This is a genomic window from Paenarthrobacter sp. NPDC089322 (assembly GCF_040684895.1).
Classification (GTDB): Bacteria; Actinomycetota; Actinomycetes; order Actinomycetales; family Micrococcaceae; genus Arthrobacter.
On the sequence record NZ_JBFBGW010000001.1, the window covers coordinates 46,480 to 71,614 of the forward strand.

Below are 25,135 nucleotides of genomic sequence, written 5' to 3' on the forward strand. Positions count from 1 at the left end.
CCCTAAAAACTGGCCTTGTAATCCATAGCCAGTTTGAAATACTGGTCCTATGTCCGGCTCCCTGAACCCCACAGCTCTGGTCCGCCTTTTAGGCGCTTGGAACCCAGGCGCGCTTCCCGCCTACCGGGAGCTGGCCGACGTCGTGCGTTTGCTGGTGATGGATGGACGGATACCGCTTGACGTTGCGTTGCCGAGTGAGCGGGCACTGGCGCAGACGCTGGGGCTTAGCCGCACCACCGTCACCGCCGCTTACGCCAGCCTGCGGGAGCAGGGTTTCCTCACCACCGGCCAGGGCAGCCGGGGCCGTACCTGCATTCCCCACCGCACAGGCCCGGTCAGCGCGCCCGGCCTTGCAGTTCCGGACGGGTTGCTGGACCTGGCCTATGCATCGCTGCCCGCAGCGGGCGAGGTTGTGCATAGGGCTTTTGCCGATGCTTTGACCGAGCTACCCGCGCTTCTGCCCGGATTCGGATACGACGCGGTTGGAGTGCCGGCGTTGCGCGAAGCAATCGCGGACAAGTACACCGCCGAGGGAGTTCCCACTACTGCTGATCAAATCCTGGTGACCTCCGGCGCCCAGCACGCGCTCAATATCGTCCTGAGGACCCTCGCCGGCAAACAGGACAAGGTCCTGGTGGATCATCCAACGTACCCCAATGCCCTCGACGCAATCCGGGCTGCCGGCTGCAGGCCACTCCCCGTTGCGTTGCCTCACGTGCGCGAGGGTACGTCCACTGCTTGGGATATTGACGCGATGATAACCGTGATGAACCAGCAGCATCCCGCCATGGCATACCTCGTGCCGGACTTTCACAACCCGACCGGCCGTATCATGCCCGATCTTCAGCGGCGACAGCTTGTCCGTGCCGCCGTGGCCTCGGGGACCGTGCTGGTGGTGGACGAAACGTTAAGGGCGTTGAATCCCGACGGCGTCCGCACCTCGCCATTGTCGGCCTTCAGTCCGGCTGTTGTTTCCATCGGATCGCTAAGCAAGTCGCACTGGGCAGGTCTCCGGACGGGGTGGATCCGGGCAGACCCGGCCTTGATCGTTCGTTTCGTGGCCACCAGGACCACGATGGACCTCGGCGGTCCGGTGGTGGAGCAGTTGGCCGCGGCCCGGTTGGTTCGCTCATTCGCCGAGCCCTTGGATGCCCGCCTTGGCGAGCTGAGACTCAACCGCGAATCGCTAATGTCGCTGCTTGCAGAACACCTGCCTGAATGGGAAGTGGAACGACCCCAAGGCGGGCTCACCGTATGGTGCCGCCTGCCAACGCCCTGCAGTACAGCGCTAACGGTGTTGGCCCCCGAGTTCGGCATTCGACTGGCCGCGGGTCCGAGGTTCGGAGTTGGCGGAGCGTTTGAGCACTATTTGCGCGTGCCTTACACGCTGCCACCAGCCCAACTCGAGTCAGCCGTCGGCGCCCTGCGCGCCGCCCAGGACAAGCTCGACGCGTCGCCCCAGCTTCGGCGGACCCTCAAGACCGAGCGGCCCGCCGCCGTCGCCTAGCCCAACTCAAATCAGCCCAACTGAGTCGCATTTGCGCACGTTTTGGACGTCCAGAACGCGCACAATTGCGACCTACTTGGGTGCCACCCGAGCCGCTGAGCCCATCCGCTGCTTCGCTGTGTTGCTCCCGGGCCCGACGGGAACGTGCGAGGTAGCCTTCGCCAAGCCGAACAGGGGCATCCCGTTGTAGATCACTTCGATGCCGTCGGCCGGCACCTGGTACGTCTCATGCCACACGCCGATGTCGCCGCTCCCGGCAATCTCCTTCATGAACTTCCGCCACGGACCAAGGTGCGGCGAATCCCTGTCGGCGGCGAAACGCCTCAAGTGTTCCGGACTTTCCCAATAGCTCAGCAGAATGGTGGTCCGCCCGAACCACTGCTCGCTGCCAAGGAGGCCTGCCTCGGGATTGGCCGCGAGGTGCTGCATCATTACAGGCATGGCCGAGGCAACGCGCCCCACCTTGCCCATCTTCCACCACTTGTTGGCCCGCATTCCGATGAGGAATACGGTGACCGTATCGCGCCCGATGTCCGCCGTGAAGCGTCCGGGAAAGATCTCCTGTGCCATGTCATTCCTTGGAGTCGATGTACCTTAGGGGGTTTCATAACGTTGTTATGAAACAATGTTATGAAACACTTGATGGCATGGCAAGACCAATAGTTCACGACCACCTGGTCCAGCAACGGCTCCTGGCCGTCACTGCCGAGCTCGTTGACCGGGAGGGGCCGGCGCGAGTGACGCTGCGCGATGTAGCCGCCGCGGCCAACACCTCCACCACGGCGGTCTACTCCCTCTTCGGCGGCAAAGCCCAACTCTTGCGGGCCGCCGTCGACGAGGGATTCCGTTCCTTCGGTGCCTCGCAGCAGGAAGCCGCACCGGACGGGCTGAGGGGACTTGGCCGCGCGTATCGCGCCTGGGCGCTGGAACACCCGGCGCTCTACAGGCTGATGTTCGGCGGTGCGCTGGCGGCCTACGTTGATTGCAGCCCGACGCCGGAAGTCGCCTCAGGCTCGATGCTCCCACTTCTGGAGGCGGTCACCCAAGGGCAGGAAGCGGGACGGCTCCGAAGGGACGATCCCGCCACAGTAGCCATGACGATCTGGGGGCAAGTGCACGGCCTGGTCAGCTTGGAACTGGCCCAAGTGGACAACCACGGCACGGACTGGGGCGGAATCTACGAGGCAGCCCTGGAAGGCGTGGCCCGCGCGTGGACCCAGGGTGACCCCTACGCGTAGACCTTTTCCAGGAATGCACCCCAAGCCTTGGCCGCGAGTTCAGAGTCTGCTGTGCCGCTGAACTCGTGCACGGTCATGCCCACCGGAGCACCGAAGGCGTTCCGGCCGAAGAACCGGTACATGGCGTCCGACGTCCGGAGTCCGAGGAAGTTGTCATTCGAGAAATCCAGTTCACCGCTCAACCGGCCGATTCCGTCCACGTCAAGCTCAACCCGCGTTCCGGCGTCGACGCCATCTACGCCAAGGGCCTTCTTCAGCTGCACGAAACCGTCAGCTGACTGTGACGAAGCCGGTGCCTGGATGTCTGTGAAAACCACGGGCCGGCCGTCGAAATACTGCAGGTACTGCCCCAGCGTGTGGAGGTAGAACGCCGTGTGCTTGCTCGCGCCGTCGTACTGCTCGTCCCAGTTGTTCGCAAAGATGCCGCTGTGCACGTAATGCAGCTTGGCCCGGCCGCCCTCCACTGGCTGAAGAACGTGCTCCAACTGGTTGAACCAGCCGTCCGGGCCGTCCATGCGGGATACCAAGTGGGTGGGGTATTCCTCTGTGGTTTTCACATCGGGCCATTGATCCGTGGGAAACATCCAAGCCGCCGTGTCTGCGGTGACGGCGTTCCACACGCGCTCAGGAGTGCCTGGCAGCTCGACGTCTGCCACGATTTCGAAGTCACGATTTTCAGTCATTGCCTTGTTCCTTTTCTGCCGTTTGCTCCGAGGAGGTCTTTTCCACTGATGAGGTCTTGAGTGCTGGATGAAGTACGACGACAAGCCGGTGCTTGCGTGCGCCGCCAGCCGCCGCGGCAGCGCCGCCGTCGTGGTATTTGTCTACCAGCCGGGTCACCGCCACGCCGAGCTCTTCCGCGAAAGCTGCGCGATCGGCCGCGGAGCGGAAGGTGATCTCGCCATCGATCGCAAAGCTGGCGAGCTTCTTCCTCGCGGCCGCGGCGCCGGAAATGAGCTTGCCCATTTCCTGGACGGTCCGCGATGCGAGCGCCAAGAGCCAGAAAGCGGAAAACCGGTCCGCGAAGCGCCGCGGATCAGGCGCCACGGAAGCCAGGGCGACCGGCGAGATCAGGTACGAGGCCGCAGTCGCACGCACCACACGCTCGGTGACATTGCCCTTGCGCCGTTCTTCCACCAACTCCACCAGGCCGTGCCGCTCCAAGGCCTTGAGGTGGTAGTTCACTTTCTGGCGGGGCAGACCCACCTTTGCCGCGAGCTGCGTTGCCGTCGCCGCATCGACGAGTTCCTGAAGGATGCGGGTGCGGATCGGATCCAGGGAAACTTCCGCCGCAGCCGGGTCTTCGATCACTTCGATGTCCAACATGGTTCAAGTATCGCCACCGACAATTTTATTTGTCAAGAAGTTTTTTCTTTTCGGGATGATACCGCCTCGTGGCCCGCTCTGCGCGCTTCGGAGCGATCCAGGGGGCGTGGAGCGGGCCCCGCAACGGGAGCCACAGTAGAATTGTCCGGTGATGCAATCCCCCCTTCCCGTGCGCGACGGCGTAAACGCGACCCGCCTGCGCCTTCCGGACGAAGGGCCGTGGGACACCGCAATGGATTACATGATGCACCGCTGGGGCCACATTGATCCCCAGGGCATCCTGGACCGATTCGATGCCGGCGAGATCGTGGGCGAGGGTGGCGTGCGCCTTAGCAGGAGCACCAAACTGGAGGACCACACCTTCATTTGGTACTACCGGACCCTTCCCTCGGAAACCCGCCTACCCGTGGAAATCACCATCCTGCACCAGGACGAACACATCCTTGTGGTGGACAAGCCGCATTTCCTGCCCACCACCCCCGGTGGTACTTACATTCAGGAATCGGCCCTCGTACGCCTGCGGAACCAACTGAATCTCCCGGACCTCATCCCCATGCACCGCCTGGACCGCATGACTGCTGGCATCCTGCTCCTTTCCACCAACCCGGAAACGCGCGGCAAGTACCAGGTTCTCTTTGAGAAACGGCAGGTCCAAAAAGAATACGAGTGCGTTTCCGCCGCAACGCCCGCCGATGGCTATCCCGCCGTCGAATTTCCCACAGTGGTGCGCAACCGCATGACCAAGTCCCGCAGCTACCTCCTCGCGGAGGTGATTGACGGGGAGCCGAACGCGGAGACGCGCATCGAGCGCCTCACAACGTTCGACGCCGGCACTCGCCGTCCAGTGGACCCCACCAGCCGTGGGACTGCTTCAGCCCGGGCGCTGTACCGCTTGGAACCGCACACCGGGAAAACCCACCAGTTGCGCGTCCATATGGCATCGCTGGGACTGGGCATCGTCAACGACTCCTTCTACCCGGACCTCCTGGACAAAGCGCCGGACGATTACAGCAAGCCCCTCCAACTGTTGGCCCGGGGCATCACGTTCGTGGACCCCATCACGAAGCAGCCCGTTGAATACCGCAGCCAGTTGGAGCTGAGCGAAGCCCACGGCTGAGGCCCCGTTCCCTCACCCGCCGCACCGGACTACCATGATGGTGCTGGGGCAGGATCGGGGAGTTCGCATGGAGCACTACGAGAAATTGCCGGGCGACAACACCGCTTCGGTGTTCGCCTATGCTGCCGCGGCTACGGGCGTCGCAGGGGTGCTGACGCTGGGCACCATGTATGCCGTGGAAGTGCCCCGAGGTGGCCCTTACGTCTTCGGCACCATCAACGATGCCACGGGCGCCGTATTCAACGTCCTTGCCATTCCGGTGATACTCCAGGTACACGAACGCCTCCCCGCAGCACCGTGGAGCAAGCCGCTGAAATGGATCACCGTGGGCGCCTGCGCGGCCGGGGCAACGAGCTCGGCCCTGCTGGTGTTCAAGGTCCTCGACTTCACGCCTTCAACCGTGGTGTCCGTTGCCGCAATCACCACACAGGCTGCGTGGTTCCTGGTTGGGCAGAACAAACTCCTCACGGTGGAAGGCTATCCTCGCGGGCTGGCCCGGCTTGGACGGTTCATCGGCGGCGCACTGGTCGTGGGCCTCCCGGTCGCCGGTGCCGGGTTCCTCATCCCGGAGCCCCAGTGGCTCCGTTACTCCGTGATGGGAGCCGGGTTTGTTGCCGGTGCAGCAGCGTGGGCCGCGTGGCCCTACTGGTACTTCAAGGCTGGAAGGTTCCTGCGGGCAGCGGCCAACGGTCACGGCGCGGACACCAACGGTCACCGCTCGAACACAGAGCGGAAGACCGCCGTCGTATCTTCCGAGAACAGGACGAACTCCACCACCTCAAGCGCGCCGCCCGAAGTAGTACCGCCCCAGGAAGGACCGCCCGAAGCGGCGCCCGCATAAGCGGCACCTTCCGCAGCCCACGACGAAAACGACCCAACGGCGTCGTGCGCTATTTCCGCAACCTCGCGGGCGTCCCATCCGTAGATCCCCGCGCTGATGGCCGGAAAAGCGACGGACCGGGCACCCAGCCCAGCAGCTGCTTGGAGGCTTTTCCGGAAGCATGAGGCGAGCAGCGCGCGGTCGGTTTGGCCTGCGTGCCGGTTTGGACCCACGGTGTGGACCACCCATCGTGCGGGAAGCCGGAACCCCGGGGTAGCAACAGCAGCACCGACCGGCAGGCCATCCGGCAGCTGCGAGCGGCGCAGTTCGCGGCATGCTTCCAACAGTTCCGGTCCGGCGGCCCTATGGATGGCACCGTCCACTCCCCCGCCGCCGAGCAACGATGAGTTGGCTGCGTTGACGATCGCGTCGACGTCGCGGGTCGTAATGTCGCCGTGCAGGATATCGATTCGCATGGGCACAGTCTCGCGCCGCAGCGCCGGGGCGGCAAGTGCGATACCTTGTGCCCATGGACTTCATCGCCCCGGAGACGTGGGGATCCGCCATCTATTTGTGGATCGTTCCCATTGTGCTGGGCGATGCCATCTTTCCGCCGGTCCCCTCGGAGATGGTGGTCATCACGGGGGGAGCGCTGGCCGCCGACGGCCACGCGAATTTCTGGTTGATCCTCCTCCTCGCGGCCTTCGCGTCCTGGCTGGGCGACATGGCCGTGTACCTGCTGTTCAAGCGGCGCGTCAGCCACGTCCTTGACCGTTGGGCGTGGGGCCGGAAGGTGCACCGCGGGATTCACGAGGCCATCGCGAAAGCCGGCCGCTCTTCCACCTACGGCGCCATCATCGGGGCGCGTTTCGTCCCGGGCGGCAGGCTCGCGACGTCGTCCGCCGCCGGGATTGCCAACGTTTCCGTTCGCGGGTTCAGCCTCTGCGCCGGGCTCGGTGCCGTGTTGTGGGCGGCGTGGCAGGTCGGTCTGGGCTACTTCACCGGTTCCGCCACCAAACTGCCCTTTTGGGCCAGTTCACTCATAGGAGTGGGCGTAGGCCTGATCATCGGCATCGTCGTCGGGTTTATTGTGACGCGCCGCCGGGGGGACCGCTCGCCGGTGGATGAACCGTACGACGGCGACGAGCCCGGCGGGGTGCCGCAACCCGAGTAAGACTTTAGATCGGGGACCAACGACCGCGGCTGCGCCGCAGGACGTAGAGGCTGCCAGTCAACGCAACGCGTTCGACGGCGTCACGCATCATGGCAGCCGACGTCCGGGCGTCGTCGTTCTCGCCGGCGTAGTCGCGGGCATCCACCATGAACCGCAGACTGATTTGCGGGACTCCGCCGACGATGTCGAGTTGGTTCGACTCCACATGGTGGCGGGTTTCCAATGCCTCCACTGCCGCGGCCATGACGGATTCAGGCGGGTTGCCGGGCTTGAGTCCGGTGATCTTCAACTTGGTCTGGAACGACGGCATCCCACCACCCTAACGGCCTAGCCGGTGTTGCGCAGACCGGCGGCCACACCGTTCACGGTGATGAGCATGGCACGTTGCAGCCGCTCGTCGATCTCAGCGCCGGAGAGGGATTCCTCGCGCACGCGGCGCAGAAGTTCCACCTGCAGGTAGCTGATCGGATCGAGGTACTGGTCCCGGATCTCCAAGGATCGCTTGAGCGTGGGCTGGGCGTCCAGAAGTTCAATTTCCCCCGTGAGCCGTTCGATTTCTGCGACCGTGAGCTCGTACTCGTCGCGGATCATGTGGAACAGGCGGTGGAGTTCTTCGGGCACCAACGAGGAGACGTAGTGTCCGGCGATTTCCATGTCTGTCTTGGCCAGCGTCATTTCGACGTTGGAGATGACCGAGCGGAAGAAGTGCCAGCGGTCCATCATCTCCATGAGCTGGTCAGTGTCCCCTGCCTGGCGCGCCGCCTTCAGCCCGGAGCCCACACCGAACCAGCCCGGAACGATCTGCCGGGATTGCGTCCAGCCGAACACCCAGGGGATGGCGCGCAAGCCGCCCAAGCCGGCACCGGAGTCCGGTCGCTTGGAAGGGCGTGATCCGATGTTCAAGGAACCCAGCTGCTCAACCGGTGTGGAGGCAAGGAAGTAGGCGGGAAGATCGGGGTCGTCGATCAAGGCACGGTAGCGTGCGAACGCGGCGTCGGAGATGGTCTCCATGACGTTGGCATACCGCTCGCGCTCATCCTCCGAGGTGCGCGGGGTCCGGTGAAGCGCGGAGCCCTGCATGACGGCAGCCAAAGAGAGCTCAAGGTTCTCACGGGCCAGCTCGGGAAGGGAGTACTTGTCCGAGATGACCTCGCCCTGCTCGGTGAACTTGATTTCGCCCTCAAGGACGCCGTTGGGCTGGGCCATGATGGCATCGTAGGTAGGTCCGCCGCCACGGCCCACGGAACCGCCGCGGCCATGGAACAGGCGCACGCGGACACCATGCTTGGCAGCAACGTCGCGCAGTTTCCGCTGGGTCTTATGGATTTCCCACTGGCTGGTCATGACGCCGGATTCCTTGTTGGAATCCGAGTATCCCAGCATGATTTCCTGGATGTCCCCGCGGAGGCGCACGAGCTCCCGGTAGGAGGGGTCGGACAGCAACTGGTCCACGATCTCCGCCGATGCCCGGAGTTCCTCCACGGTTTCCAGCAGCGGGGCGAAACCGATTTTGGCGTGCGGCTTGGCGCCGAAAAGATCTATGAGGCCGGCTTCGCGAGCCAGGACTGCAGCGGCCAGCACGTCGTCCGCGCCGCGGGTCATGGAAATGATGTAGGTTTCCACAACATCCGGCCCGTAGGTATGCAGTGCCTGGCGGATGCTCCGGAAGACGTCGTACGTGCCGTCCGCCGCGCCGTCGAGCTTGATCGGATGCCCTGACAGCGGCCGGCGGGAGGCCAGCTCCGCGCCCAGGAATTCGAAACGCTCCTCGCGGGTAAGTGACGCGTAGGGCTTCTCCGTTCCAAGCCGGTCCACCAGCTGGCCGACAGCGTCGTGGTGGTAGTCGGCGTGTTCGCGGATGTCCAGGGTTGCCAAATGCAAGCCAAAGGCCGCGATGGCTCGACGAACGCGGGCCAAGGCTCCGTCGGCCACCAGTGACGCGGAGTGGTTCCGCAGTGACTCTTCCAGAAGGCCGAACTCCGCAAGCAGCTCAGACGTTGTGGAGTAGTCCCGACCCGGCTCGTGGTAGGTGGAGGCCGAGATGCGGCGACCTGTGTTGATGAGCTTGGCCTTGATACAGGTCAGCTTGAGCCGGTAGGGCTCCTGTGCATTGAGCTCCAGGATCCGTTTGTCCAGGCCGGGGAGGTTCTTGAGGTCCACCCGGATCGAGTCCAAAAGCTCCTGGTCCGCACCGAACAGCGCAGTGGAGTTGGACAGGACGGAGATCAGTTCGTCGATCAAGGCGATGCTGATGCGGACGGCATTTTGGTTCTGCAGCTGGAGGATTTCCCGCGTCACAGCTGCAGTGACGTTCGGGTTGCCGTCCCGGTCACCACCGATCCACGACCCGAACTTCAGCGGCGCCGCGCCGGATGGGAGGGCAACGCCGTGCTCGGCAAGAAGTTCCGAAAGGTCCGTTAACATCTCCGGCATGGCGTCGGTGAGGATGCTGTTCAGGTAGTAAATGGCGTTCCGGGCCTCGTCCACGGGAGTGGGACGAACCTGGCGGAGCTCATCCGTCTGCCACATCTGGTCGATAATCTCAGCCAGCTGGCGGTCCTGCCTGCGGCGTGCCGACGTCCCTTCCTGGGTGGGCTGGGCCAGGACATCGGAGAGCTTGCGGATCTTGTCCAGCACGGAACGCCGTGACGCCTCGGTGGGGTGGGCCGTGAAAATTGGCCGGACGTCGAGCTCGTTCACGACGTCCTGCAGAACCTTCGGTCCTGCCTGCCCCGCGATTTCGGCCACTGCCTTCGCCAACCAGCCGTCCTTTTCCTGCCTGGTCCGCAACCCGCGCACCCGGTGGACCTGCTCGGCAGCGTTGCTGAGGTGGAAATAGAATGCAAAAGCCCGGACCAAGTCCGTCGCTTGCTCAAGTGGCAGGGAGGCGAGCAGTTCGCGGACCTGGGCAACGACGTCGTGCGCGCTCCAAGGGCCGGTCGCATCGGCGCCGCCGCGCGCAGCTTCCTTCGACTCCTTGGTCAGCAGGCGGACCTGTTCAACGAGTTCCAACAGTTCCGGGCCGTGTTGTCGCACCAAGGATTCACCAAGGAGGGTGGAAACGCGACGAACATCGGCTCGCAGTTCGGCCGCGAGATCGGTGTCTTGATGGGCAGTGTGAACCATGGATACTTACCTTCGGGGTCTGGTTTTGGCTCGTACACTGCGCTGGATACTGTGAGCCGGGTTACTAGTGTTCCTACGGGATATTACCCTCACCGGGATCAACAGCGGGAATGCGTCTCAGATCTTGACGTCACCCGGATTGACGTTCCCCGAGGTGCCGCTGGTGCGCCTTAACGTGACTTTACCGTCGTATGGGTCACCGCCCGGTACGCCCGGACCTTCCGAATACCGCTCATGTCGTCGCTGCCGCAACTCCTCCACTGCAGCGGCGGATTCCACCTTTGTTGGCGCGCCGGTTGACGGATCGATCATGGACAAAACGCTTCCCAGGGTTCCCGTGGCACCCTTGGTCGGCACACCGCGTTGAACAACCCTGGTACCGGCCCAGATGGATCCTAGAATCAGCGCAACGCTGACAATTCCGGCGAGAACCGCATCCATCCCCATGCGATCAGGTTACGCCGCCCAGCAGGTGCAGCCCAGCCTTGGCGGCGGGCCCGCTACTCCGCCCAGGCGTGCTTCAAAACCTCCCAATGGGCATCATTCATGAGGCTCGCGGGAGTCACCGACACGGAAGTGGCACCTCCAAGCTCGGCCTCCTCCAAGTTCGCCGCGAACGTTTCGGCGGAGATGGTGCCGTCCTCGGACCATAGGCCCAGCGAGAGCGACAAGCGATCCTTCGCCCGTTCATTCAAAGCACGAACCAATTCCTGTGTCCCCGGAGCGCGCCTCCCGTTAAGCCCCACGTACTGCCACACGTGAAGGCGGTCCAATTGCTTGAGGAGAAGTTCGTAATCATGCCCGCTCTCCGCCCGGTCCCCGGCTGCGGTTTTGCGCGGCGACCGCACATCCATCTCCACCCTGACGCCAAAAGGCTCGACGGCGGCACTCACCTTTCGGACAATGTCCGCCACCGCTTCACACTTCCACGTCCGAAGGTGGGGGTCTGATTGGTCGATGGAACCGTTGTCCAGGCGGGGCCAGTCCGGCTCGCCTGTTGTGGCTTTGAAGTCCACCAAATCATCTGTGCCGAAAGCGAAGCCATCAAACATCAATTCCGTCAGGTCAACCGCGGTGGGCCGATATCTTTTGGCAACCTCGGCAGCCAACGCCGCAAGCTTGTTCCCGGCTTCTCCCCGACGAAGCGCCGATACACTCGCAAAGCTGGAAGACTTTGCGCCAGTAGCGCTGATTCCGGCAAGCGAAGGGTCTTCCTGCAACGCCCGTTCCAGCAGGACGTCGATGGTCAGGACGATGTCCCGCCGTTTTCCGTTGGCTGCAACTCCCAGTTTGGAGATGGCTCCAGCCACAAAGTCCTGGCCGGTGTCGGTCACCTGGCTGGAATCCGTCCGCACCTGACCGGACCATGGGAAAGCAGTCCAGTCCGTCCGTCCAACGCTGATGGATACGGCCGTCGCGTCCACTGCCTCAAGACGCGCAGCCAACTCGTCAAGATACCGGGGATCGCTCCGGACAACATCTTCGAAGCCAAGGTTGACCATTCGATCGGCTGGCCGCATTGTCTCCTCGACCCTGGGCGGAACCGGCGCGGGCGACGCCACCGGAGTTGTGGAAACCGTGCCAACAAGCACGGCAATGAGAAGACCTCGAAACAACCTCATGTTCATGCTTGCTTCCTGTCGCACGCTTCAGTGGCGGTCACTGAGATGACGCCTGTCCGTTGAAGCTTGTTCCACACGGCAGGACTGCCCTTCACTTCCTTGACGATTGCGCTGGTCAGGGCCAGACCAACAAACACCGAATAGAGCGGCCACAACGGTAGTGTCCACAGGAAACGCGCATCACGCCATGAACGGTTGAGCCCGATGGAGAAAATGATCAGCGTCAGCGATACGAACAGGCCGAGCCACCCGAGGATGGCCAATATTTCACCGGGGATTGGGCCAGCACCGGCTATGTAGAGGAACGGCATGACGGCCAGGACGGACAATTGCAGGACGGGGATGACCACCATGGTCATCGCATTGAAGGCCAGGAACAGTCCGAAGGGGCCATATCGTGGCCTTCCCAGCATCTTGGCGTGCATCCGCAGGGTTTGCAGAAGGCCGCGGGACCAACGCACCCGCTGGCGCCACAGGCCATGCAGCGTAGAGGGAGACTCGGCGTAGACGAGTGCCTTGGGTTGAAAACGGACACGGTAGCCGGCCTCGTAGATCCGCCACGTCAGTTCAAGGTCTTCACCGAGCGTATCCTCGTGGAACCCGCCGACTTCACGGACAAGGTCCCGGCGGAAAGCCCCGATGTTTCCGGACACGATGGGCAGGCAATGCAAAAGCGACAACGCCCGCCGTACTAGTCCCGTGCCCACATGGCTAAGGACTGCAAGCATCCTGGTCAGCACCCTGTCGAGGTTGACGGGGCGGTCATCGCCGCAGACGGCACCGACATCCCGGTGATCGAAACCCTCCAGCATGTGGAGGACGGTGTCGGGAGCGAAGATACCGTCAGCGTCGACGAACATCAGGATCTCGCCATCGGCCGCATTGATACCACGGTTCAATGCCGCGCCTTTTCCCGCATTGGCTTGGGACAAGAACCTCACACGGTCATGCTGTTCCGCGAGTTCGGCCATGATGTCCGGCGTGGCATCACTGGACCCGTCGTCAACCAATATGACCTCCAGCCGGCGATAGCGGCTCGCGAGGATGGATTCCACGCACTTGGTAATAACCACTGCCTCGTTGTAGCCCGGGACAATAACGGAAACCAGCGGCGTGTCATTCAGCGCCAAGTACCGGTGCTTTGCAGCGTTGTGACGGTACAACCTGTTGAAATACAGCGCCAGCGGGACGTAGCCCAGCTTCACAGCGCCAAAGCCCAGAATGATGAGACCACCAATGTTGACAAAAGCCAGGGCAACATCGACCAGCGTCACACAGACCGTCCGGACAGTTGGCGCCCGACATAAAGATCCAGGATGCCCTCCAGCAGTTCCGGTGCGTGCGCGCTGTTTGCTCCAAAGCGTGCGTTGATCTCCAGCACCACCGGCATGCCATCCTGCATTCGCCGGATATCCAGGTCAACGGGCCCGGTGAGGCCCATCGCCTCGACCGCGGCGTGGGCCAACTGCTCCACGTCAAGAGCCTCTGTGCCGCCGACCCTGCGCACGGAAACTGCGTTCCCCACCCGGCCGTCCTTGAGTTCCGTCTTCTCCAGGACCACCACCGTGTCTTCCGGCCGGGGAGTTTCGGCAGATCGGTGGACAACGGGGGCGTATTCGGTTCCGGGGGCAAATCGCTGGACGATCCACGAATCGTCCACCGATAACCAGAACCTTTCCGCGAGTGCACTCCGGCCACCTGTCCGTTCCAACAAGTGCACCCCTCGTCCGCCTCGGGACACACGCGGCTTGACCACCAGCGGTCCACCAAGGAGATCCATCGCCTCGAACACTGAATCGAAGTCACTGGGAAGGCCGAATGGCGGAACACTCACGCCGGCATTGGCCAGGCACGTCATGGTGAGGTACTTGTCGTTGGCCGTTCGGACTGGCCCGGGAGCTGCAACGATCACCCCGACTCCAGGGGCAATGTCCTCCCTGGACTCAGACAGCAGGACAAGCTCATCGCTGACCGTGGGTATGAGGAAGTCGATGCCGTGAGAGGCCACGAGCCCCCTCAATTCCCAAAGGTATCCAGGCGAATCTGCCCGGGAGACCACCGCTACGGCATGGGCCGCAGCCCGCGGAACCTGTTGCATGTCTGCACCGGCCACCCAGTGTCCTTGATCCATCAACTGCCGTGCCAGCGATTTGCCGGCAGGGCCTCCGACCCCGGTGATAAGGAATCGTGCCATCAGAACTCCCCCACGGCTGAGCCAAGCAGGCGAACGGGCTCAAAGCCTTCCGCGTAGGAGGTCTTTACTTGGGAACCCCGAAAAGCCGCGAGACTGCGGACCCTTTCGGCAGACATGTAAGGTTTTCCCTTCTGATTTCGGTGCATCGACACGGCGTGGATCTTCACATCCAGGTAGCCATCGATATCCACGAAAACACTGGGATTGAATTGCCGGGTGGACGAGGGACTCTCGAAGCACAATATGGACGAATGCTGGCGGGCCGCCCGCATGGTGGCGCTGTGCACCGCCTGATGATCCTGGTGGTAGTCATGACCTGAATGGGTCATGACTACATCCGGTCGGAAATCCTCCATCAGGGCTTCGATCGCTTTGACCATTTCCTGTCCGTGGTCGGACAGGCTCGTGTCCGTGAAATCATGGACCTGCACTTCGGATGCCCCCATGAACTCCGAACCGGACTCCGCTTCCATTGCGCGGATGGAGCTGTCTCCACCCTGGCTGCCTGAGCTCATCACCATCGTGCGGACTTCGTGCCCTGCGTCCGCAAGCTTGGCAAGCGTTGCGCCGCAGGCCAACTCAAGGTCATCCGGGTGCGCCCCAATGGCCAGAACGCGCCGCGGTTGCGTGGCAACTCCATGATTGATCCTCAGGGCAGACGCAACGAGGCACCCCACGATGAGCCCGGCGGCGGCCAGGAGTACTACAACTTCAAGCCAAGGGTTCTTGAATGAACCCAAGACACAGCCGATCAGCCCAAGGAGCACCACTGCTCCTGTACCTGCCATGGCAAGACGCAACCGGTGCGGCGTGATGAATTTGCGAACATACCAGTTCCGTCCCACCGGAATTACTGCCCAGACAACTGCCAAGGCCCCCAACAAACCAGCAACGGCATACAACGCTGCGCTCATTCTTCCCCCATATTTCCTAAATCAAGATGTCCAGTAGCCGCGTTCGGCCCTGCCCATGGATCAGTGCATGCCGCACGGCCAACATGACGCCGGAAGGGCATCGAATTCAGGCTTAGTAGCTGTAGACAAACTCGCTGGACACCAGGCCTTCCCCGCTCAGGGAGTACGTCAGAAGGCCTGGCGTCCTCTTACGATGGGCCTCAGTAGTGATGTGGAAATGGAGATCGCTCCGGCTCATCGAGTTGGTCACGCACGTCAAAGTTGTGCTTTCCTCCAAGTCGCACCGCCAGCCCTCCGGCGCCGTGACACTTTGGCCAAGGATGCTCGTGTCTTCCCCGACCCTGAATACGGCCTTTCCCGCGCCCGTAGGATTGGGACCTTCCGTAGTGAAATCCACATGCAAAGCGGAGAGCTTGACATCACCGGCCCTCTCTTCCCGCACCGTGGCGCTGATGAACGCCGGACGTGCCGGGGAGTTGGTAACGGGGGACGGAGATAAGGAGGGAGGCCGGGTTTCACGGACCTCAGGTGGTGCCACCGGTTCAACAGACGGCGCCGCCGGCACGGACTCCTCTTGTACTTGCGCTGGAGACTGTACTTGGGCGGGCGATGGATCAGAAGCAATCATTGGTGCTGATGGCACAGGGCTGGGCTCGGGAATTTCCACCGTGGCCGAGGGCGCCGCGGAAGTGGGAGAAGTCCCGGTAGCTGTCAGTTCAACGACGGGTTGCTCCACACGGGCATCGGGTGCCGGCTGGTCGGTAACTGCCAAAGCGCCAAATACGAGGCCAAGACCCGCGGCAGCGACCATCACCATTGCCGTCGGCGGAGCGATTGCAGGGAGGACGAGAGCCGCCTTGACCGGAACCAAACCACCAAGGAACCCCAGGCCTGCCCCTTTGCCCGCCCACGCCGTCAACGGGATGCCCGTGATCAGGGGCACGAGTACAGCCCTCATGGTTCCCTGCACGTCTTTCAATTCCGCCAAGGCACTGGTGCATTTGGCGCACCCTTGCAAATGCGCACGCACTTTCCGCTCCGCAACGCTGGACAGTCCGCCCCGGATGAAGTTTCCGAGTTTGGAGGCGAATTCCAAGCACTCCCCGTTGGATTCTTCGGCGATGTGGGCCTGCAGGTACTGCCTCCTGAGACCTTCCCTGGCTCGGAGGGCCAGGGCTGAAACAGCATTGGCGGATAGACCCAGGATGGGAGCGACAGCAGCCGGCTTCATACGCTCCACATCCAAGTACCACAACACCGCCTGCCATCGCTCGGGCAAAGCGCGGAAAGCCTTGGCCACGGTCTCCGACTCGAAGGCCTTAAGTACGGCGTCCGGTTCCGCCAATGAGTGGTCCAGCACGGAGTCATCGCCGCTGGGGAGCGTCTTGCCTGCCTTCCGGTTCCGATGGTGTGAGAGCCGTGTCACCGTGGACAACAAGTACGCCCGGAAGAAATTGTCCGGCCCCTTCCCTGCCATGAGGCTCTGGAGTACTGACTGAAAAGCGTCCGCGACAACATCCTCGGCGTCGCTTAAGTTGTCCACATTGCGCTTGGCCACGGTCGACGCGATGGACAGATGGCGCTCATAGAGTTCGTCGAACGCGGACAGGTCACCACCACGCACCAACTCGATGAGTTGGCCGTCGCTCTCAACCTCGGCGTTGGAATTACTGCCCGTACTTGCCCTGGATGCCATTTAGGGCATCCCCACAATGTCTAATATCGTGCCCATACATAGGGAGTGCTCCGAGCCACCACGTCATGACGCGAATTTATACATAGTCTTTAGCAACGTCTGAAAGTGAGCAAACTTCGTCACGAAATCCACAACCCGCGTACTAGTGGCATATGACATCGTTCCGGACAAAAACATTCGCCGAATGCACATTCTCGCGACACCTTTTGCTGCGCAGATGGCAGACCACCAGCTACCAACAGGGTTGGCGGTTCCGGGCCGACTGGTTCCTTCCGGAAGTCCGGACGGTGGTGACTTCCTTTGCTTCCCGTTCCACGGTCCCTGCTCCTACCGCCCGCTCCCTGGGCGCGGCGCGGGCAAGGAATGGCGTCAGCATCAGCGAAACCATGACGGACTTCCGCTCCCTCTTCATGGCGGCCGAGCAAAGCCTGGATATTGACGCCCTCCAGTCCTTGGCCGAAGGTTGGGCCGAAGTGGCCGAGACAGCTCCTCCCATCTCATGCACGGACGTTTACACAGGCCTGGCCACCAAGGCCCACTTCGTGCGACGGATCCATGAACTTTCGGCTGCAGGTCCGGAAGGCTCCCGGCCGCACGCCCTCGCCGTCATTACCCTGCCCGAATCCTTGGAAAGCCGGCGGCACGGCTGGACGCTGCTGGCCCGGTTGGGAGAAACCGTCCAATGCCAGCTGAGCGGGACCGGCTCGATCGCCATGTACCGGAGCTCTGCGGTCCACGTGCTGTTCCCTCTCTCGGAGAGCAACCTTGAGCGCCTCATGAAATGCCGGACAGCCGTGGAAACAGTGGGCGAAGGGGTCCTGAGACCGTCCCGCATGATGTTCTACCCCCTCTCGTCTGTTCCTTCGGAGATGATGCCGCCAAGTCCCTTCCCGGAGCCCTTGTGAGCAGAGTCGATTGATGGCGTCATGAACATCTGTGGGCAGACACTCATCAATCGACTAGATAAACCGAAGATTCGAAGGACCCACCTGCAAATGAATAAACAGTTCCACCTAAAGACCGCCTCCTTGGTGGCCGCACTGATGGCTGTCGTCACGACTGCCTTGGGACTCACATGGTCGGCCTTGCCCGCCACCGCCGCCACCATCCCGGGAGCTGTTGTCACCATCAGTACAGATTCAGTGGTCACGGACCAATGGGATCAAGTAGATCTGAGCTGTGAGTGGTCTGTTCCTGACCACTCACAACCCGGTGATTCGTTCGAACTCCAGCTTCCCCCGCAACTTCGCTGGTTCGGGGAAGCGGCATTCGACCTCAATAACGAGGCGGGCGAGACTGTGGCAACCGCAGTGGCCAACGACTCCGGGGTTGTGGTCATTACTTTGACGGACTTCGTCTCTTCGCACCCGCTCAATGTGGGCGGGACATGCAACTTCACCACGCAGTATGCTGCTGAGCCCGGCAACGGGAATAGCGTGGACCTGGAGTTCACAGTCGGTTCCAGCGTTGTTCGCGTCCCCTTGGACATCGAGGGTCCTTGTGTCAGCGATTGTGGTCCGACCCCACCAACGTCCGCCGGTAAGGCAATGTGGTGGGCTGATGCCTCGCAGACCGTTTTGGAATCCATCTTTTACATGCCTCCCATGGAGTCGGAGACCAACGATGTTGTTGTGAAGGACATGCCCGCGGCCGGCATGGAAATCGACTGCGGGCAGATCACCCCGCGGGTTGGACGCACTGTCAACAGCGACGGGAACATCATCGATCCCATGGACAACGACGCCTACCCTGCCAGCATCAAGTGCACTCCACAGGAAGTGACGGTCAGCTGGACCGGGCTCCCTGCCGGAGAACGTGTTGAGTTGTTTGTCATCACGAAGGTGACTGACCCGAAGCTGAACAAGTACGAAAACACTGGGATTGTGACTATCGCCGGCACGGACACACCCGTGAGCGCAGAAACCAAGCGGACGCATGCAGGAGGTACCGGCGACGGAACGGCAACTCCCACGCCAACTCCAACGCCCACTACTGCGACACCGACCCCCACGCCTACCCCGACACCGGCACCAAGTACGGCCACTGCTACCCCGACACCAACCCCGAGCACCGCAACGGCGACCGCTACCCCGACACCCGCTCCAAGCACCGCTACCCCGACGCCCACTCCGACCACCACCGCGGCGTCACCTACGCCCACGCCCACCGCAAGCACGAGCACCGCGACATCCACTCGGTCACCGACCACCCCCGCGATCGTCGTGACGGAAACGCCTACGCCGCCCGCTGCGGACGCTCCCGAACAGCTGGCGAGCACCGGTCTTCAGGGCTCGGCGTTCATCCTTGCCGCTGCGGTTCTGCTCGCCGTCGGCTCCCTGCTGGCGTTCGTGGGAGCTCGTCGGGCTGCCAGCCGCCAGCACTAGGCCGCCGGAACCGGTCGACCACCAACTCGGCTCGCGCTGGCATGTGTTGAGGGCCAGCGCGAGCCGTACCATTCCCCGACGTTGCCGGGCTTTGCCACATCCGGGCTCCCGGCCGCTGGCGCTCCGTCGAAACGCCCTCTCCGCGCAACGCTCCGCCCCCCGGGAATGTTGGGCTTCGGCGCTTAGTTGAGGACAATGCAAGCTGAGGACAGAGCCAGCGCCATCAAGCCCAGCCAAGGAGAACCATGAGCTCGACGATCGCCGCCACAGATGCCCAACGTGCCCGATGGGAGCGGTTCCGCACAGGGAGGAATTCGGCGCTGGCAACGGAACACGGCTGGCTCACCCTGACCTCCTTTCAGTGGCTTGATCCCGAGCCGTCCGAGATGGAACTGGTTCCCGGACTTTGGTCCGCGAACGGAACAACTGCAAGCCTCACCGCGAGCGCCGCGGATGGTCTCACCCTGGTTGAATCAGGCGAAGTCGTGGTCGGGACCATCTCCGCGTCGCTCCGGGATGAAGAGTCCCTCATGTGGGTTCAGTTCGGCGGCGAGGACGGTAAGCAGGTAGTCGTTGAGCTGGCAATGCGGGCCAACAAGTTTGCGATTCGGACCCGCGACGGTGGCTCCCCTGTCTTTACGGAGTTCGCGGGTGTTCCTACCTACGATTACAACCCGGACTGGGTTGTGGAGGGACGCTTTGAGGCCTACCCCGAACCGGTGGACGTCCCCATCGGCACGGCAAACCCGCTCGTAGATGGCGTGCACCGTTCCGTCGGAGAGATCGTCTTCCGGGTTCCGGGCGTCCCGCATGAAATCCGGCTGCATGCAGAAGAGGAAAAACTCGGTGCCCTCAACGTGACCTTCCATGATGAAACCAATGGCGACACCACCGATGAGTGGCGGAAGGTCTTCATCCCCCGGCCTCGTCCTGACGGATCTGTCGTCATCGACTTCAACCGGGCCATCAATTATCCCAGCGCGTTCACTCCGTACGGCACCTGCCCCATGCCGGTCCGCGGCAATTCCGTGGACGTTCGGGTGGAGGCCGGCGAGAAGATCCCGCAGGATTAGAGCCCGCGGACCTCTGCGGCTCCGCCTACACGATGGCTGAAACGCCTGTCACGGCACGGCCGACGATGAGGGAATTGATCTCGTACGAACCTTCATAGGTGAAGATGGCTTCGGCGTCAGCGAAGATCTTGGCGATCCGGTAGTCCGTGACTATTCCGTTTCCACCAAGAATGGAGCGGCCAAGGGCCACTGTCTCACGCATTCGTGCACTGCAATAGGCCTTGGCCAACGCCACTTGGGCCATGTCCGCCCCACCGTGCCGAACGCCCTGGGCATCAGTGAAGATGTCCTCCTGCAACTGTGCGATCCGGACCATCATCCCCATGCAGGCCACGGCGTTTCCGAGCATGTCCACGAGGTGTTGCTGAATGAGCTGGAACTTGGCCAGGGGACGTCCGAATTGCATGCGCTCCACCGCGTACTGCCGTGCGACGTCGAAGGCAGCCAGCTGCTGACCCACGGCCTGCCACGCCACCATGATCCTGGAGCCCCTCAACAAGTGGTTGGTATCTGCGAAGCTGTTGATGCCGGCAAAGCGGTCCGCTTCAGCCACATGGACGTTGTCGAGGCGAATGTCGGCGTTCTGCACGGTCCGCAGCGCGATCTTGTTCTCGATGCGGCTCCGGGTGATTCCAGGCAATGATGCGTCCACGATGAATCCCCGAACAGCGCCGTCGGCTTCATCCTTCGCCCATACCAGCATGTAGTCACAGAACGTCCCGTTCCCGATCCAGCGTTTGGCGCCGTTGATTACCCAGTAGTCGCCGCCGTCGGACTCTGACCTGCTGACCCGCCGCGCCGTGGTCTGCATCCCGCCCGCTACGTCGGATCCGTGATCGGGTTCGGTGAGGGCGAAGGCGCCTGTGGTACGGAGGTTGGAGGCGTCGTCGAGGTACTTGTCCTGCTGGGCATCGCTGCCGAAGTCGTACAGGGATTCGACGAACAGATCGTGGTGGACCATGAAGAACGTCGCGATCGATGTGTCCACGCGGGTCATCTCGGCAATCACCAATCCGGCGAAGAGATGCGTATATCCACGCTGGGCCGGCGCACTGAGGCGCAAAGCGGCCAGCTTGGGCAGGATGTGCTCGGGAAACTCCGCCTTCTCCCACCATTGCCCGGCATACGGTGCAATTTCAGAGGCCAGGAAGGAACGCAGTTCGTTGAGTTTGCGTTGTTCCTGGACGCTCAGGAGCGACTCGAAGTCGAAGAAGTCCGCGGTGGGCAACTCACCGATGGAAGGAGCGGAAGGACCGGAAGCGGGAACGCCCGACGCCGGTACCTGGCCGGGCGCTGGTACTGAACCGCCGCTGTAGTCGCCCATCATTTGAGTCCCATCCGGATGGCGCCGTCCAATCGGATGGTTTCTCCGTTGAGCATGGCGTTCTCCACGATGTGGGCTGCGAGGTTGGCATATTCTGCTGCTCGGCCGAGGCGTGCGGGGTGGGGCACTTGCTGGCCGAGGGATTCCTGGGCGGCTTGCGGCAGACCGGCCATCATGGGTGTTTCGAAGATGCCCGGGGCGATGGTGGCCACGCGGATCAGGGATCGTGCGAATTCCCGCGCCAAGGGCAGTGTCATCGCCGCGACTGCTCCCTTGGATGCGGCGTAGGCCGGCTGCCCGATCTGCCCTTCAAACGCTGCAACTGACGCTGTGTTGATGATGATTCCCCGCTCCGGTCCCCCGAGTTCGGTGCTGACGGGTTCGCTTTGGACCATGGCCGCTGCCGCCAGTCGGATGACGTTAAACGTTCCCACCAGGTTGATGTGGATGACCTTGGTGAAGGTTTCGAGGGGCAGCACGCCATCGCGGCCCAGCACTTTGCCTGGAGTGGCAACACCTGCGCAGTTAACCACGATCCGCAGGGAACCCAGCGACACTGCGGCGTCGACGGCGGCTTGGACTTGGTCCTCGTTGGTGACGTCGGCCGGGACAAAGACTGCACGGGGCGCGCCTGGACGGTCACCGCCACCCTGCGCGTTCAACTCTGCCGCGTAGTCCTCCCCCGCCGATTGCGGCAAGTCAACCAGCACCACCGAGGCACCGGCGTCGAAAAAGCGCTTGGCCGTTGCAGCACCCAAGCCCGACGCGCCCCCGGTGACCAACGCAACCGTGCCCCTGATGTCCATCCATCCTCCTTGATGCAGACCCAAATCCGTTAATGCATGTTAACTGGAATTGTGATCCAGCGCACCTCTGCCCGGCGGATAGGCTGATTCCATGCCCACAGACACCCAAGCGTCCCCGCCTCCCATCACTGGCGCCACGGAATGGGCACGACGCGCGGATCTGGCTGCCCGGGCGGTCACCCGCGGTTTTGGCCGACCACTGTTCTTCCTGCCCGCCACGCACATAGGTGCGGTCAGCCTTCCCCACCAGGGAATCCGCGGGATGCTGGGGCCCTGGCACTACTGGTGGCAGGCTCACTACGTCGACTGCCTCGTGGACACCGGCCGCCGCGAACTCGCCGCCAAAGCAAGGTTCGACGGCGCCTCCCGCCCCAGCGCCGGGCGCCTCGCTTCGCGGCTGGTCACCACCATCCGGATCAGAAACTTCTTCCGCTTCGTCAACGACTACTACGACGACATGGCATGGCTGGCCCTTTCCACGCTCCGACTGGAGGCCTTGGCGGAAGAAACGCAAAAACCGGGGCGCCGCAGGAATGCGTATGTCCACAAGAGCCTGACGCTGCAATTCGACTCGGCATCCACCGAAGACCTGGGCGGCGGAACGTTTTGGAGCACTAAGCGGGACTTCAAGAACACGCCCGCTACGGCTCCCGTTGCCCTGTACTTCGCCCGAACCGGCCGCCGGGAACAGTCCCAGGCACTCGTGGACTGGCTGAATGCGAAACTTTTCCACGCCGGACGCGGGGTCTATTTGGATGGACTCCGGCTCCGCAACGGCAAGGTCGTGCTGGAAGACGCCGTCTACACATACAACCAAGGGCCGGTTCTGGGAGCGCTGCTGGAGTTGGGCGGACAGGACAATCTGGACCGTGCCGCGCACTTGGTCCATGCCGTCGCCCGTGAACTAACCCTGCCCGGAACGCTCGTCATCAAGGGCCACGGTGTCGGCGACGGGGGTCTCTTCACCGGCATCCTGATCCGTTATCTGGCATTGGCCGCCCGGGACCAACGCTTGCCGGAGGCCGCCAGGCACGCCGCCGGCGCAATGGTTCAGAACACGGCAGAAGCCTTCTGGTCAGGCCGGAGCGACTCCGGGCCGCAGCGGCAAAGTTCCCCGATCCGAGCAAAAACCCGCCCGGACCTCGTGTTCTCTCCCGACCCCCTGCGGCCGGCAAGCGAAACGTATCCGGCGGGTGCCGCCGTCGAACTTTCCACCCAACTGCAGGCCTGGATGACGTTCGAAGCGGCTGCAACCCTGGACCCAACTAAGTAGCAGAAGTGCGCGTTTTGAGCCGCCAAAACGCGCACTACTGCTACTTACTTGGGTACGGAGGTACTTACTTGGGTGCTGAGGAGGGTTTTTTCTTCTGCGGGTACGGTGTTTCGTGCTTGGCCAGCATCTCCACGAAGCCCGCGATCTTCCGCGCGCGCGTATCTGCCCGCTTCACGCTGTTGGTGCGGATGATGAGGGCGAACCTGTTTTGGGAGGTCAGGACATCGAACATGGCCTGCGCCTCCGGCACGGCAGCTATGGCAGCGGCAAGATCGTCCGGCACCACCGAGTCGGCCGGCCCGGCATATGCAGCTTCCCAGCGGCCGTCGGCTTTGGCGGCGTCGACGGCGGCACGTCCGGCAGCGGTCATCCGGCCCTCAGCTTCGAGCCGACCGATATGTCCAACGTTCCGTGCCGACCAGACGCTGCGGCGCCCCCGCGGTGTCATGCGCTGTAGGTAGCTTTCGGCGTCGCGGCGCTTGGTTTGGCCATCGATCCAGCCATAGCACAGCGCTTCATCCAGTGCTGCGTCGTAGTCGAGCTCAGTGACGTTGCCGCCCTTCTTGTGCAGGACCAGCCACACGCCGGGGCTGTCCGCGGCATTCGCCGACAACCAGTCACGCCACTCCGCGGCGTCTTTGACAGTCAGTTCTTCAAGCTCAACAGGCATGGCCCCATTCTGCTGCGTAGGCGCCCGACCGGCATAGGCTGGACCGCAGAAGCCGCGCCAACCCCGCAGGAGGATCCATGTTGCGAGCCCGCCCTATCCACTTCACCTCCCGGCCGGAGCAGTGGGCTGAACTGTTGGAAGCCTTGGGCCTGGTCTCCACCTTCGAGGACAAGGATTGGTTCGAGTTCGACGCCGGTTCAGGTCGCCTCGCGCTGCACCGGGTGGCCGCGCACGACCTCGCGGGGCCGCGGGATGGTGCCACCGTTTTCGGCGTCGAGGTGGGCGTGCTGGACGAATTCGCGCGCCGCACCCGGGAAGACGGAACCATCGCGGAAGTCACCGAGGCGGCCCACGGCGAAACAGTGCAGGTCACGGCCCGGGACGGCTTCACTTTCCTCGCGGATCCGGCCCGGCGGGCCGAAGACGGCACGTGGGCCACGTCGGTCAAAGCCGACCAAGCACTCACGGTGGTAGCCACTTGGGTGAGTCCGGGCGTCGAAGATTCCGCCCAGGAACTCCGTAACATCGGTGCCCGGCCGCGAACGTCGGACGACGAATCAGCCACTTTCACTACAAAGAACGGCGGCGTTCTGCGCATTGTTCACGGCGCGGCTGCGGAGTCGGGAGACTTGGCGTTTGAGTACGACGGCGGCCTGGAACCTTTGCTGCGTCGGCTCATCGACGCCGGCATCGAGGCGCGGATCAGCGACAACGTGTTGTACATCGCCAACCCGGACGCCGCGAGCGGCGCCGCGCCGGCCTCGATTGTGGTTGAGCAACGACCCGTCTGACGCGCGGCACGAAAAAGTCATTGAATTTGACGCTAACCGAGCCTACTATCAAGTCGCTGGGATCGATTGGGGACAGCGGT

24 protein-coding genes are annotated in these 25,135 nt (G+C 62.9%); 9 read left to right on the forward strand and 15 right to left on the reverse strand.

What is annotated here, in order from left to right; translation table 11 throughout:
- Positions 1-49: 49 nt before the first annotated feature.
- The gene (locus tag AB0N65_RS00235) at positions 50-1,507 is read left to right on the forward strand and encodes a PLP-dependent aminotransferase family protein (RefSeq protein WP_364156047.1); all 1,458 of its coding nucleotides are present in this window, start codon (positions 50-52) and stop codon (positions 1,505-1,507) included.
- A gap of 72 nt (positions 1,508-1,579) precedes the next feature.
- On the opposite strand, the gene AB0N65_RS00240 is transcribed toward AB0N65_RS00235, so the two are convergent.
- On the reverse strand, positions 1,580-2,077 hold the full coding sequence (locus AB0N65_RS00240; RefSeq protein ID WP_364156050.1) for a DUF4188 domain-containing protein: 498 nt from the start codon (positions 2,075-2,077) through the stop codon (positions 1,580-1,582).
- Positions 2,078-2,154: 77 nt separating this feature from the next.
- On the opposite strand from AB0N65_RS00240, the gene AB0N65_RS00245 reads away from it, so the two are divergent.
- The gene (locus tag AB0N65_RS00245) at positions 2,155-2,745 is read left to right on the forward strand and encodes a TetR-like C-terminal domain-containing protein (protein ID WP_364156053.1); all 591 of its coding nucleotides are present in this window, start codon (positions 2,155-2,157) and stop codon (positions 2,743-2,745) included.
- Here AB0N65_RS00245 and AB0N65_RS00250 read toward each other — a convergent pair.
- Both AB0N65_RS00250 and AB0N65_RS00255 read right to left on the reverse strand, forming a co-directional pair.
- Entirely contained in the window at positions 2,736-3,428 is a 693-nt protein-coding gene (locus tag AB0N65_RS00250) for an SRPBCC domain-containing protein (RefSeq protein ID WP_364156056.1), read from the reverse strand. The genes AB0N65_RS00245 and AB0N65_RS00250 overlap by 10 nt on opposite strands.
- The gene (locus tag AB0N65_RS00255; RefSeq protein ID WP_364156059.1) at positions 3,421-4,071 is read right to left on the reverse strand and encodes a helix-turn-helix domain-containing protein; all 651 of its coding nucleotides are present in this window, start codon (positions 4,069-4,071) and stop codon (positions 3,421-3,423) included. The genes AB0N65_RS00250 and AB0N65_RS00255 overlap by 8 nt, the downstream gene beginning before the upstream one ends.
- Before the next feature lie 151 nt (positions 4,072-4,222).
- Here AB0N65_RS00255 and AB0N65_RS00260 point away from each other — a divergent pair, with 151 nt between their 5' ends.
- On the forward strand, positions 4,223-5,188 hold the full coding sequence (locus AB0N65_RS00260) for an RluA family pseudouridine synthase (protein WP_364156972.1): 966 nt from the start codon (positions 4,223-4,225) through the stop codon (positions 5,186-5,188).
- A 711-nt stretch (positions 5,189-5,899) separates the two neighbouring features.
- Here the strand turns inward: AB0N65_RS00260 and AB0N65_RS00265 are convergent.
- Positions 5,900-6,484 (reverse strand): O-acetyl-ADP-ribose deacetylase, encoded by a 585-nt coding sequence (locus tag AB0N65_RS00265; RefSeq protein ID WP_364156062.1) that lies wholly within the window; start codon positions 6,482-6,484, stop codon positions 5,900-5,902.
- Positions 6,485-6,537: 53 nt separating this feature from the next.
- Here AB0N65_RS00265 and AB0N65_RS00270 point away from each other — a divergent pair, with 53 nt between their 5' ends.
- Positions 6,538-7,182, forward strand: coding sequence for a DedA family protein (locus AB0N65_RS00270; protein WP_364156065.1), 645 nt, complete (start codon positions 6,538-6,540; stop codon positions 7,180-7,182).
- Between the two features lie 4 nt (positions 7,183-7,186).
- Here the strand turns inward: AB0N65_RS00270 and AB0N65_RS00275 are convergent, their stop codons facing one another.
- The 8 genes from AB0N65_RS00275 to AB0N65_RS00310 all read right to left on the reverse strand — a co-directional run bounded on the left by AB0N65_RS00275 (position 7,187) and on the right by AB0N65_RS00310 (position 16,734).
- A complete protein-coding gene (locus AB0N65_RS00275) occupies positions 7,187-7,492 on the reverse strand; it encodes a hypothetical protein (protein ID WP_364156068.1) in 306 nt (101 codons plus the stop codon).
- Between the two features lie 17 nt (positions 7,493-7,509).
- A complete protein-coding gene (gene ppc / locus AB0N65_RS00280) occupies positions 7,510-10,308 on the reverse strand; it encodes a phosphoenolpyruvate carboxylase (protein ID WP_364156071.1) in 2,799 nt (932 codons plus the stop codon).
- A gap of 117 nt (positions 10,309-10,425) precedes the next feature.
- Positions 10,426-10,755, reverse strand: coding sequence for a hypothetical protein (locus AB0N65_RS00285; RefSeq protein WP_364156074.1), 330 nt, complete (start codon positions 10,753-10,755; stop codon positions 10,426-10,428).
- A gap of 53 nt (positions 10,756-10,808) precedes the next feature.
- Positions 10,809-11,936 (reverse strand): hypothetical protein, encoded by a 1,128-nt coding sequence (locus AB0N65_RS00290; RefSeq protein ID WP_364156077.1) that lies wholly within the window; start codon positions 11,934-11,936, stop codon positions 10,809-10,811.
- Positions 11,933-13,204, reverse strand: coding sequence for a glycosyltransferase family 2 protein (locus AB0N65_RS00295; protein WP_364156080.1), 1,272 nt, complete (start codon positions 13,202-13,204; stop codon positions 11,933-11,935). The genes AB0N65_RS00290 and AB0N65_RS00295 overlap by 4 nt, the downstream gene beginning before the upstream one ends.
- Entirely contained in the window at positions 13,201-14,124 is a 924-nt protein-coding gene (locus AB0N65_RS00300) for an ATP-grasp domain-containing protein (RefSeq protein ID WP_364156083.1), read from the reverse strand. Before AB0N65_RS00300 ends, AB0N65_RS00295 begins: the two co-directional genes overlap by 4 nt.
- Positions 14,124-15,038 carry a PIG-L deacetylase family protein gene (locus tag AB0N65_RS00305; protein ID WP_364156086.1) on the reverse strand — a complete coding sequence of 305 codons (915 nt, stop codon included), beginning with the start codon at positions 15,036-15,038 and terminating at the stop codon, positions 14,124-14,126. Before AB0N65_RS00305 ends, AB0N65_RS00300 begins: the two co-directional genes overlap by 1 nt.
- Positions 15,039-15,150: 112 nt before the next feature.
- On the reverse strand, positions 15,151-16,734 hold the full coding sequence (locus tag AB0N65_RS00310; protein ID WP_364156089.1) for a sigma-70 family RNA polymerase sigma factor: 1,584 nt from the start codon (positions 16,732-16,734) through the stop codon (positions 15,151-15,153).
- A 206-nt stretch (positions 16,735-16,940) separates the two neighbouring features.
- Between AB0N65_RS00310 and AB0N65_RS00315 the strand changes: the two genes are divergently transcribed.
- The 3 genes from AB0N65_RS00315 to AB0N65_RS00325 all read left to right on the forward strand — a co-directional run bounded on the left by AB0N65_RS00315 (position 16,941) and on the right by AB0N65_RS00325 (position 20,191).
- Positions 16,941-17,639, forward strand: coding sequence for a hypothetical protein (locus AB0N65_RS00315; protein WP_364156092.1), 699 nt, complete (start codon positions 16,941-16,943; stop codon positions 17,637-17,639).
- Positions 17,640-17,729: 90 nt separating this feature from the next.
- Entirely contained in the window at positions 17,730-19,118 is a 1,389-nt protein-coding gene (locus AB0N65_RS00320) for an Ig-like domain-containing protein (RefSeq protein WP_364156095.1), read from the forward strand.
- Between the two features lie 245 nt (positions 19,119-19,363).
- Positions 19,364-20,191, forward strand: coding sequence for a DUF1684 domain-containing protein (locus AB0N65_RS00325; RefSeq protein ID WP_364156098.1), 828 nt, complete (start codon positions 19,364-19,366; stop codon positions 20,189-20,191).
- A 25-nt stretch (positions 20,192-20,216) separates the two neighbouring features.
- Here AB0N65_RS00325 and AB0N65_RS00330 read toward each other — a convergent pair whose 3' ends face one another.
- Positions 20,217-21,518, reverse strand: coding sequence for an acyl-CoA dehydrogenase family protein (locus AB0N65_RS00330; protein ID WP_364156101.1), 1,302 nt, complete (start codon positions 21,516-21,518; stop codon positions 20,217-20,219).
- A complete protein-coding gene (locus tag AB0N65_RS00335) occupies positions 21,515-22,321 on the reverse strand; it encodes an SDR family NAD(P)-dependent oxidoreductase (protein WP_364156104.1) in 807 nt (268 codons plus the stop codon). Before AB0N65_RS00335 ends, AB0N65_RS00330 begins: the two co-directional genes overlap by 4 nt.
- A gap of 91 nt (positions 22,322-22,412) precedes the next feature.
- On the opposite strand from AB0N65_RS00335, the gene AB0N65_RS00340 reads away from it, so the two are divergent.
- The gene (locus AB0N65_RS00340) at positions 22,413-23,594 is read left to right on the forward strand and encodes a glycoside hydrolase family 76 protein (RefSeq protein ID WP_364156107.1); all 1,182 of its coding nucleotides are present in this window, start codon (positions 22,413-22,415) and stop codon (positions 23,592-23,594) included.
- A 64-nt stretch (positions 23,595-23,658) separates the two neighbouring features.
- Here the strand turns inward: AB0N65_RS00340 and AB0N65_RS00345 are convergent, their stop codons facing one another.
- Positions 23,659-24,264, reverse strand: a complete 606-nt coding sequence (locus AB0N65_RS00345) for a YdeI/OmpD-associated family protein (protein ID WP_364156110.1) — start codon at positions 24,262-24,264, stop codon at positions 23,659-23,661.
- 77 nt (positions 24,265-24,341) lie between these two features.
- On the opposite strand from AB0N65_RS00345, the gene AB0N65_RS00350 reads away from it, so the two are divergent.
- Positions 24,342-25,055: a hypothetical protein gene (locus AB0N65_RS00350; protein WP_364156113.1), complete on the forward strand. Its 714-nt coding sequence runs from the start codon at positions 24,342-24,344 to the stop codon at positions 25,053-25,055.
- Positions 25,056-25,135 lie beyond the last annotated feature (80 nt).

Bases quoted from the DNA above. Each gene is read 5' to 3' on its own strand.
- AB0N65_RS00290 (WP_364156077.1), bottom strand. From the start codon at position 11,936: ATGAACATGAGGTTGTTTCGAGGTCTTCTCATTGCCGTGCTTGTTGGC.
- AB0N65_RS00250 (WP_364156056.1), bottom strand. From the start codon at position 3,428: ATGACTGAAAATCGTGACTTCGAAATCGTGGCAGACGTCGAGCTGCCA.
- AB0N65_RS00235 (WP_364156047.1), top strand. From the start codon at position 50: ATGTCCGGCTCCCTGAACCCCACAGCTCTGGTCCGCCTTTTAGGCGCT.
- AB0N65_RS00255 (WP_364156059.1), bottom strand. From the start codon at position 4,071: ATGTTGGACATCGAAGTGATCGAAGACCCGGCTGCGGCGGAAGTTTCC.
- AB0N65_RS00300 (WP_364156083.1), bottom strand. From the start codon at position 14,124: ATGGCACGATTCCTTATCACCGGGGTCGGAGGCCCTGCCGGCAAATCG.
- AB0N65_RS00345 (WP_364156110.1), bottom strand. From the start codon at position 24,264: ATGCCTGTTGAGCTTGAAGAACTGACTGTCAAAGACGCCGCGGAGTGG.
- AB0N65_RS00335 (WP_364156104.1), bottom strand. From the start codon at position 22,321: ATGGACATCAGGGGCACGGTTGCGTTGGTCACCGGGGGCGCGTCGGGC.
- AB0N65_RS00260 (WP_364156972.1), top strand. From the start codon at position 4,223: ATGCAATCCCCCCTTCCCGTGCGCGACGGCGTAAACGCGACCCGCCTG.
- AB0N65_RS00240 (WP_364156050.1), bottom strand. From the start codon at position 2,077: ATGGCACAGGAGATCTTTCCCGGACGCTTCACGGCGGACATCGGGCGC.
- AB0N65_RS00285 (WP_364156074.1), bottom strand. From the start codon at position 10,755: ATGGGGATGGATGCGGTTCTCGCCGGAATTGTCAGCGTTGCGCTGATT.
- AB0N65_RS00350 (WP_364156113.1), top strand. From the start codon at position 24,342: ATGTTGCGAGCCCGCCCTATCCACTTCACCTCCCGGCCGGAGCAGTGG.
- AB0N65_RS00270 (WP_364156065.1), top strand. From the start codon at position 6,538: ATGGACTTCATCGCCCCGGAGACGTGGGGATCCGCCATCTATTTGTGG.
- AB0N65_RS00310 (WP_364156089.1), bottom strand. From the start codon at position 16,734: ATGGCATCCAGGGCAAGTACGGGCAGTAATTCCAACGCCGAGGTTGAG.
- AB0N65_RS00275 (WP_364156068.1), bottom strand. From the start codon at position 7,492: ATGCCGTCGTTCCAGACCAAGTTGAAGATCACCGGACTCAAGCCCGGC.
- AB0N65_RS00325 (WP_364156098.1), top strand. From the start codon at position 19,364: ATGAGCTCGACGATCGCCGCCACAGATGCCCAACGTGCCCGATGGGAG.
- ppc (WP_364156071.1), bottom strand. From the start codon at position 10,308: ATGGTTCACACTGCCCATCAAGACACCGATCTCGCGGCCGAACTGCGA.
- AB0N65_RS00305 (WP_364156086.1), bottom strand. From the start codon at position 15,038: ATGAGCGCAGCGTTGTATGCCGTTGCTGGTTTGTTGGGGGCCTTGGCA.
- AB0N65_RS00320 (WP_364156095.1), top strand. From the start codon at position 17,730: ATGAATAAACAGTTCCACCTAAAGACCGCCTCCTTGGTGGCCGCACTG.
- AB0N65_RS00245 (WP_364156053.1), top strand. From the start codon at position 2,155: ATGGCAAGACCAATAGTTCACGACCACCTGGTCCAGCAACGGCTCCTG.
- AB0N65_RS00330 (WP_364156101.1), bottom strand. From the start codon at position 21,518: ATGATGGGCGACTACAGCGGCGGTTCAGTACCAGCGCCCGGCCAGGTA.
- AB0N65_RS00265 (WP_364156062.1), bottom strand. From the start codon at position 6,484: ATGCGAATCGATATCCTGCACGGCGACATTACGACCCGCGACGTCGAC.
- AB0N65_RS00340 (WP_364156107.1), top strand. From the start codon at position 22,413: ATGCCCACAGACACCCAAGCGTCCCCGCCTCCCATCACTGGCGCCACG.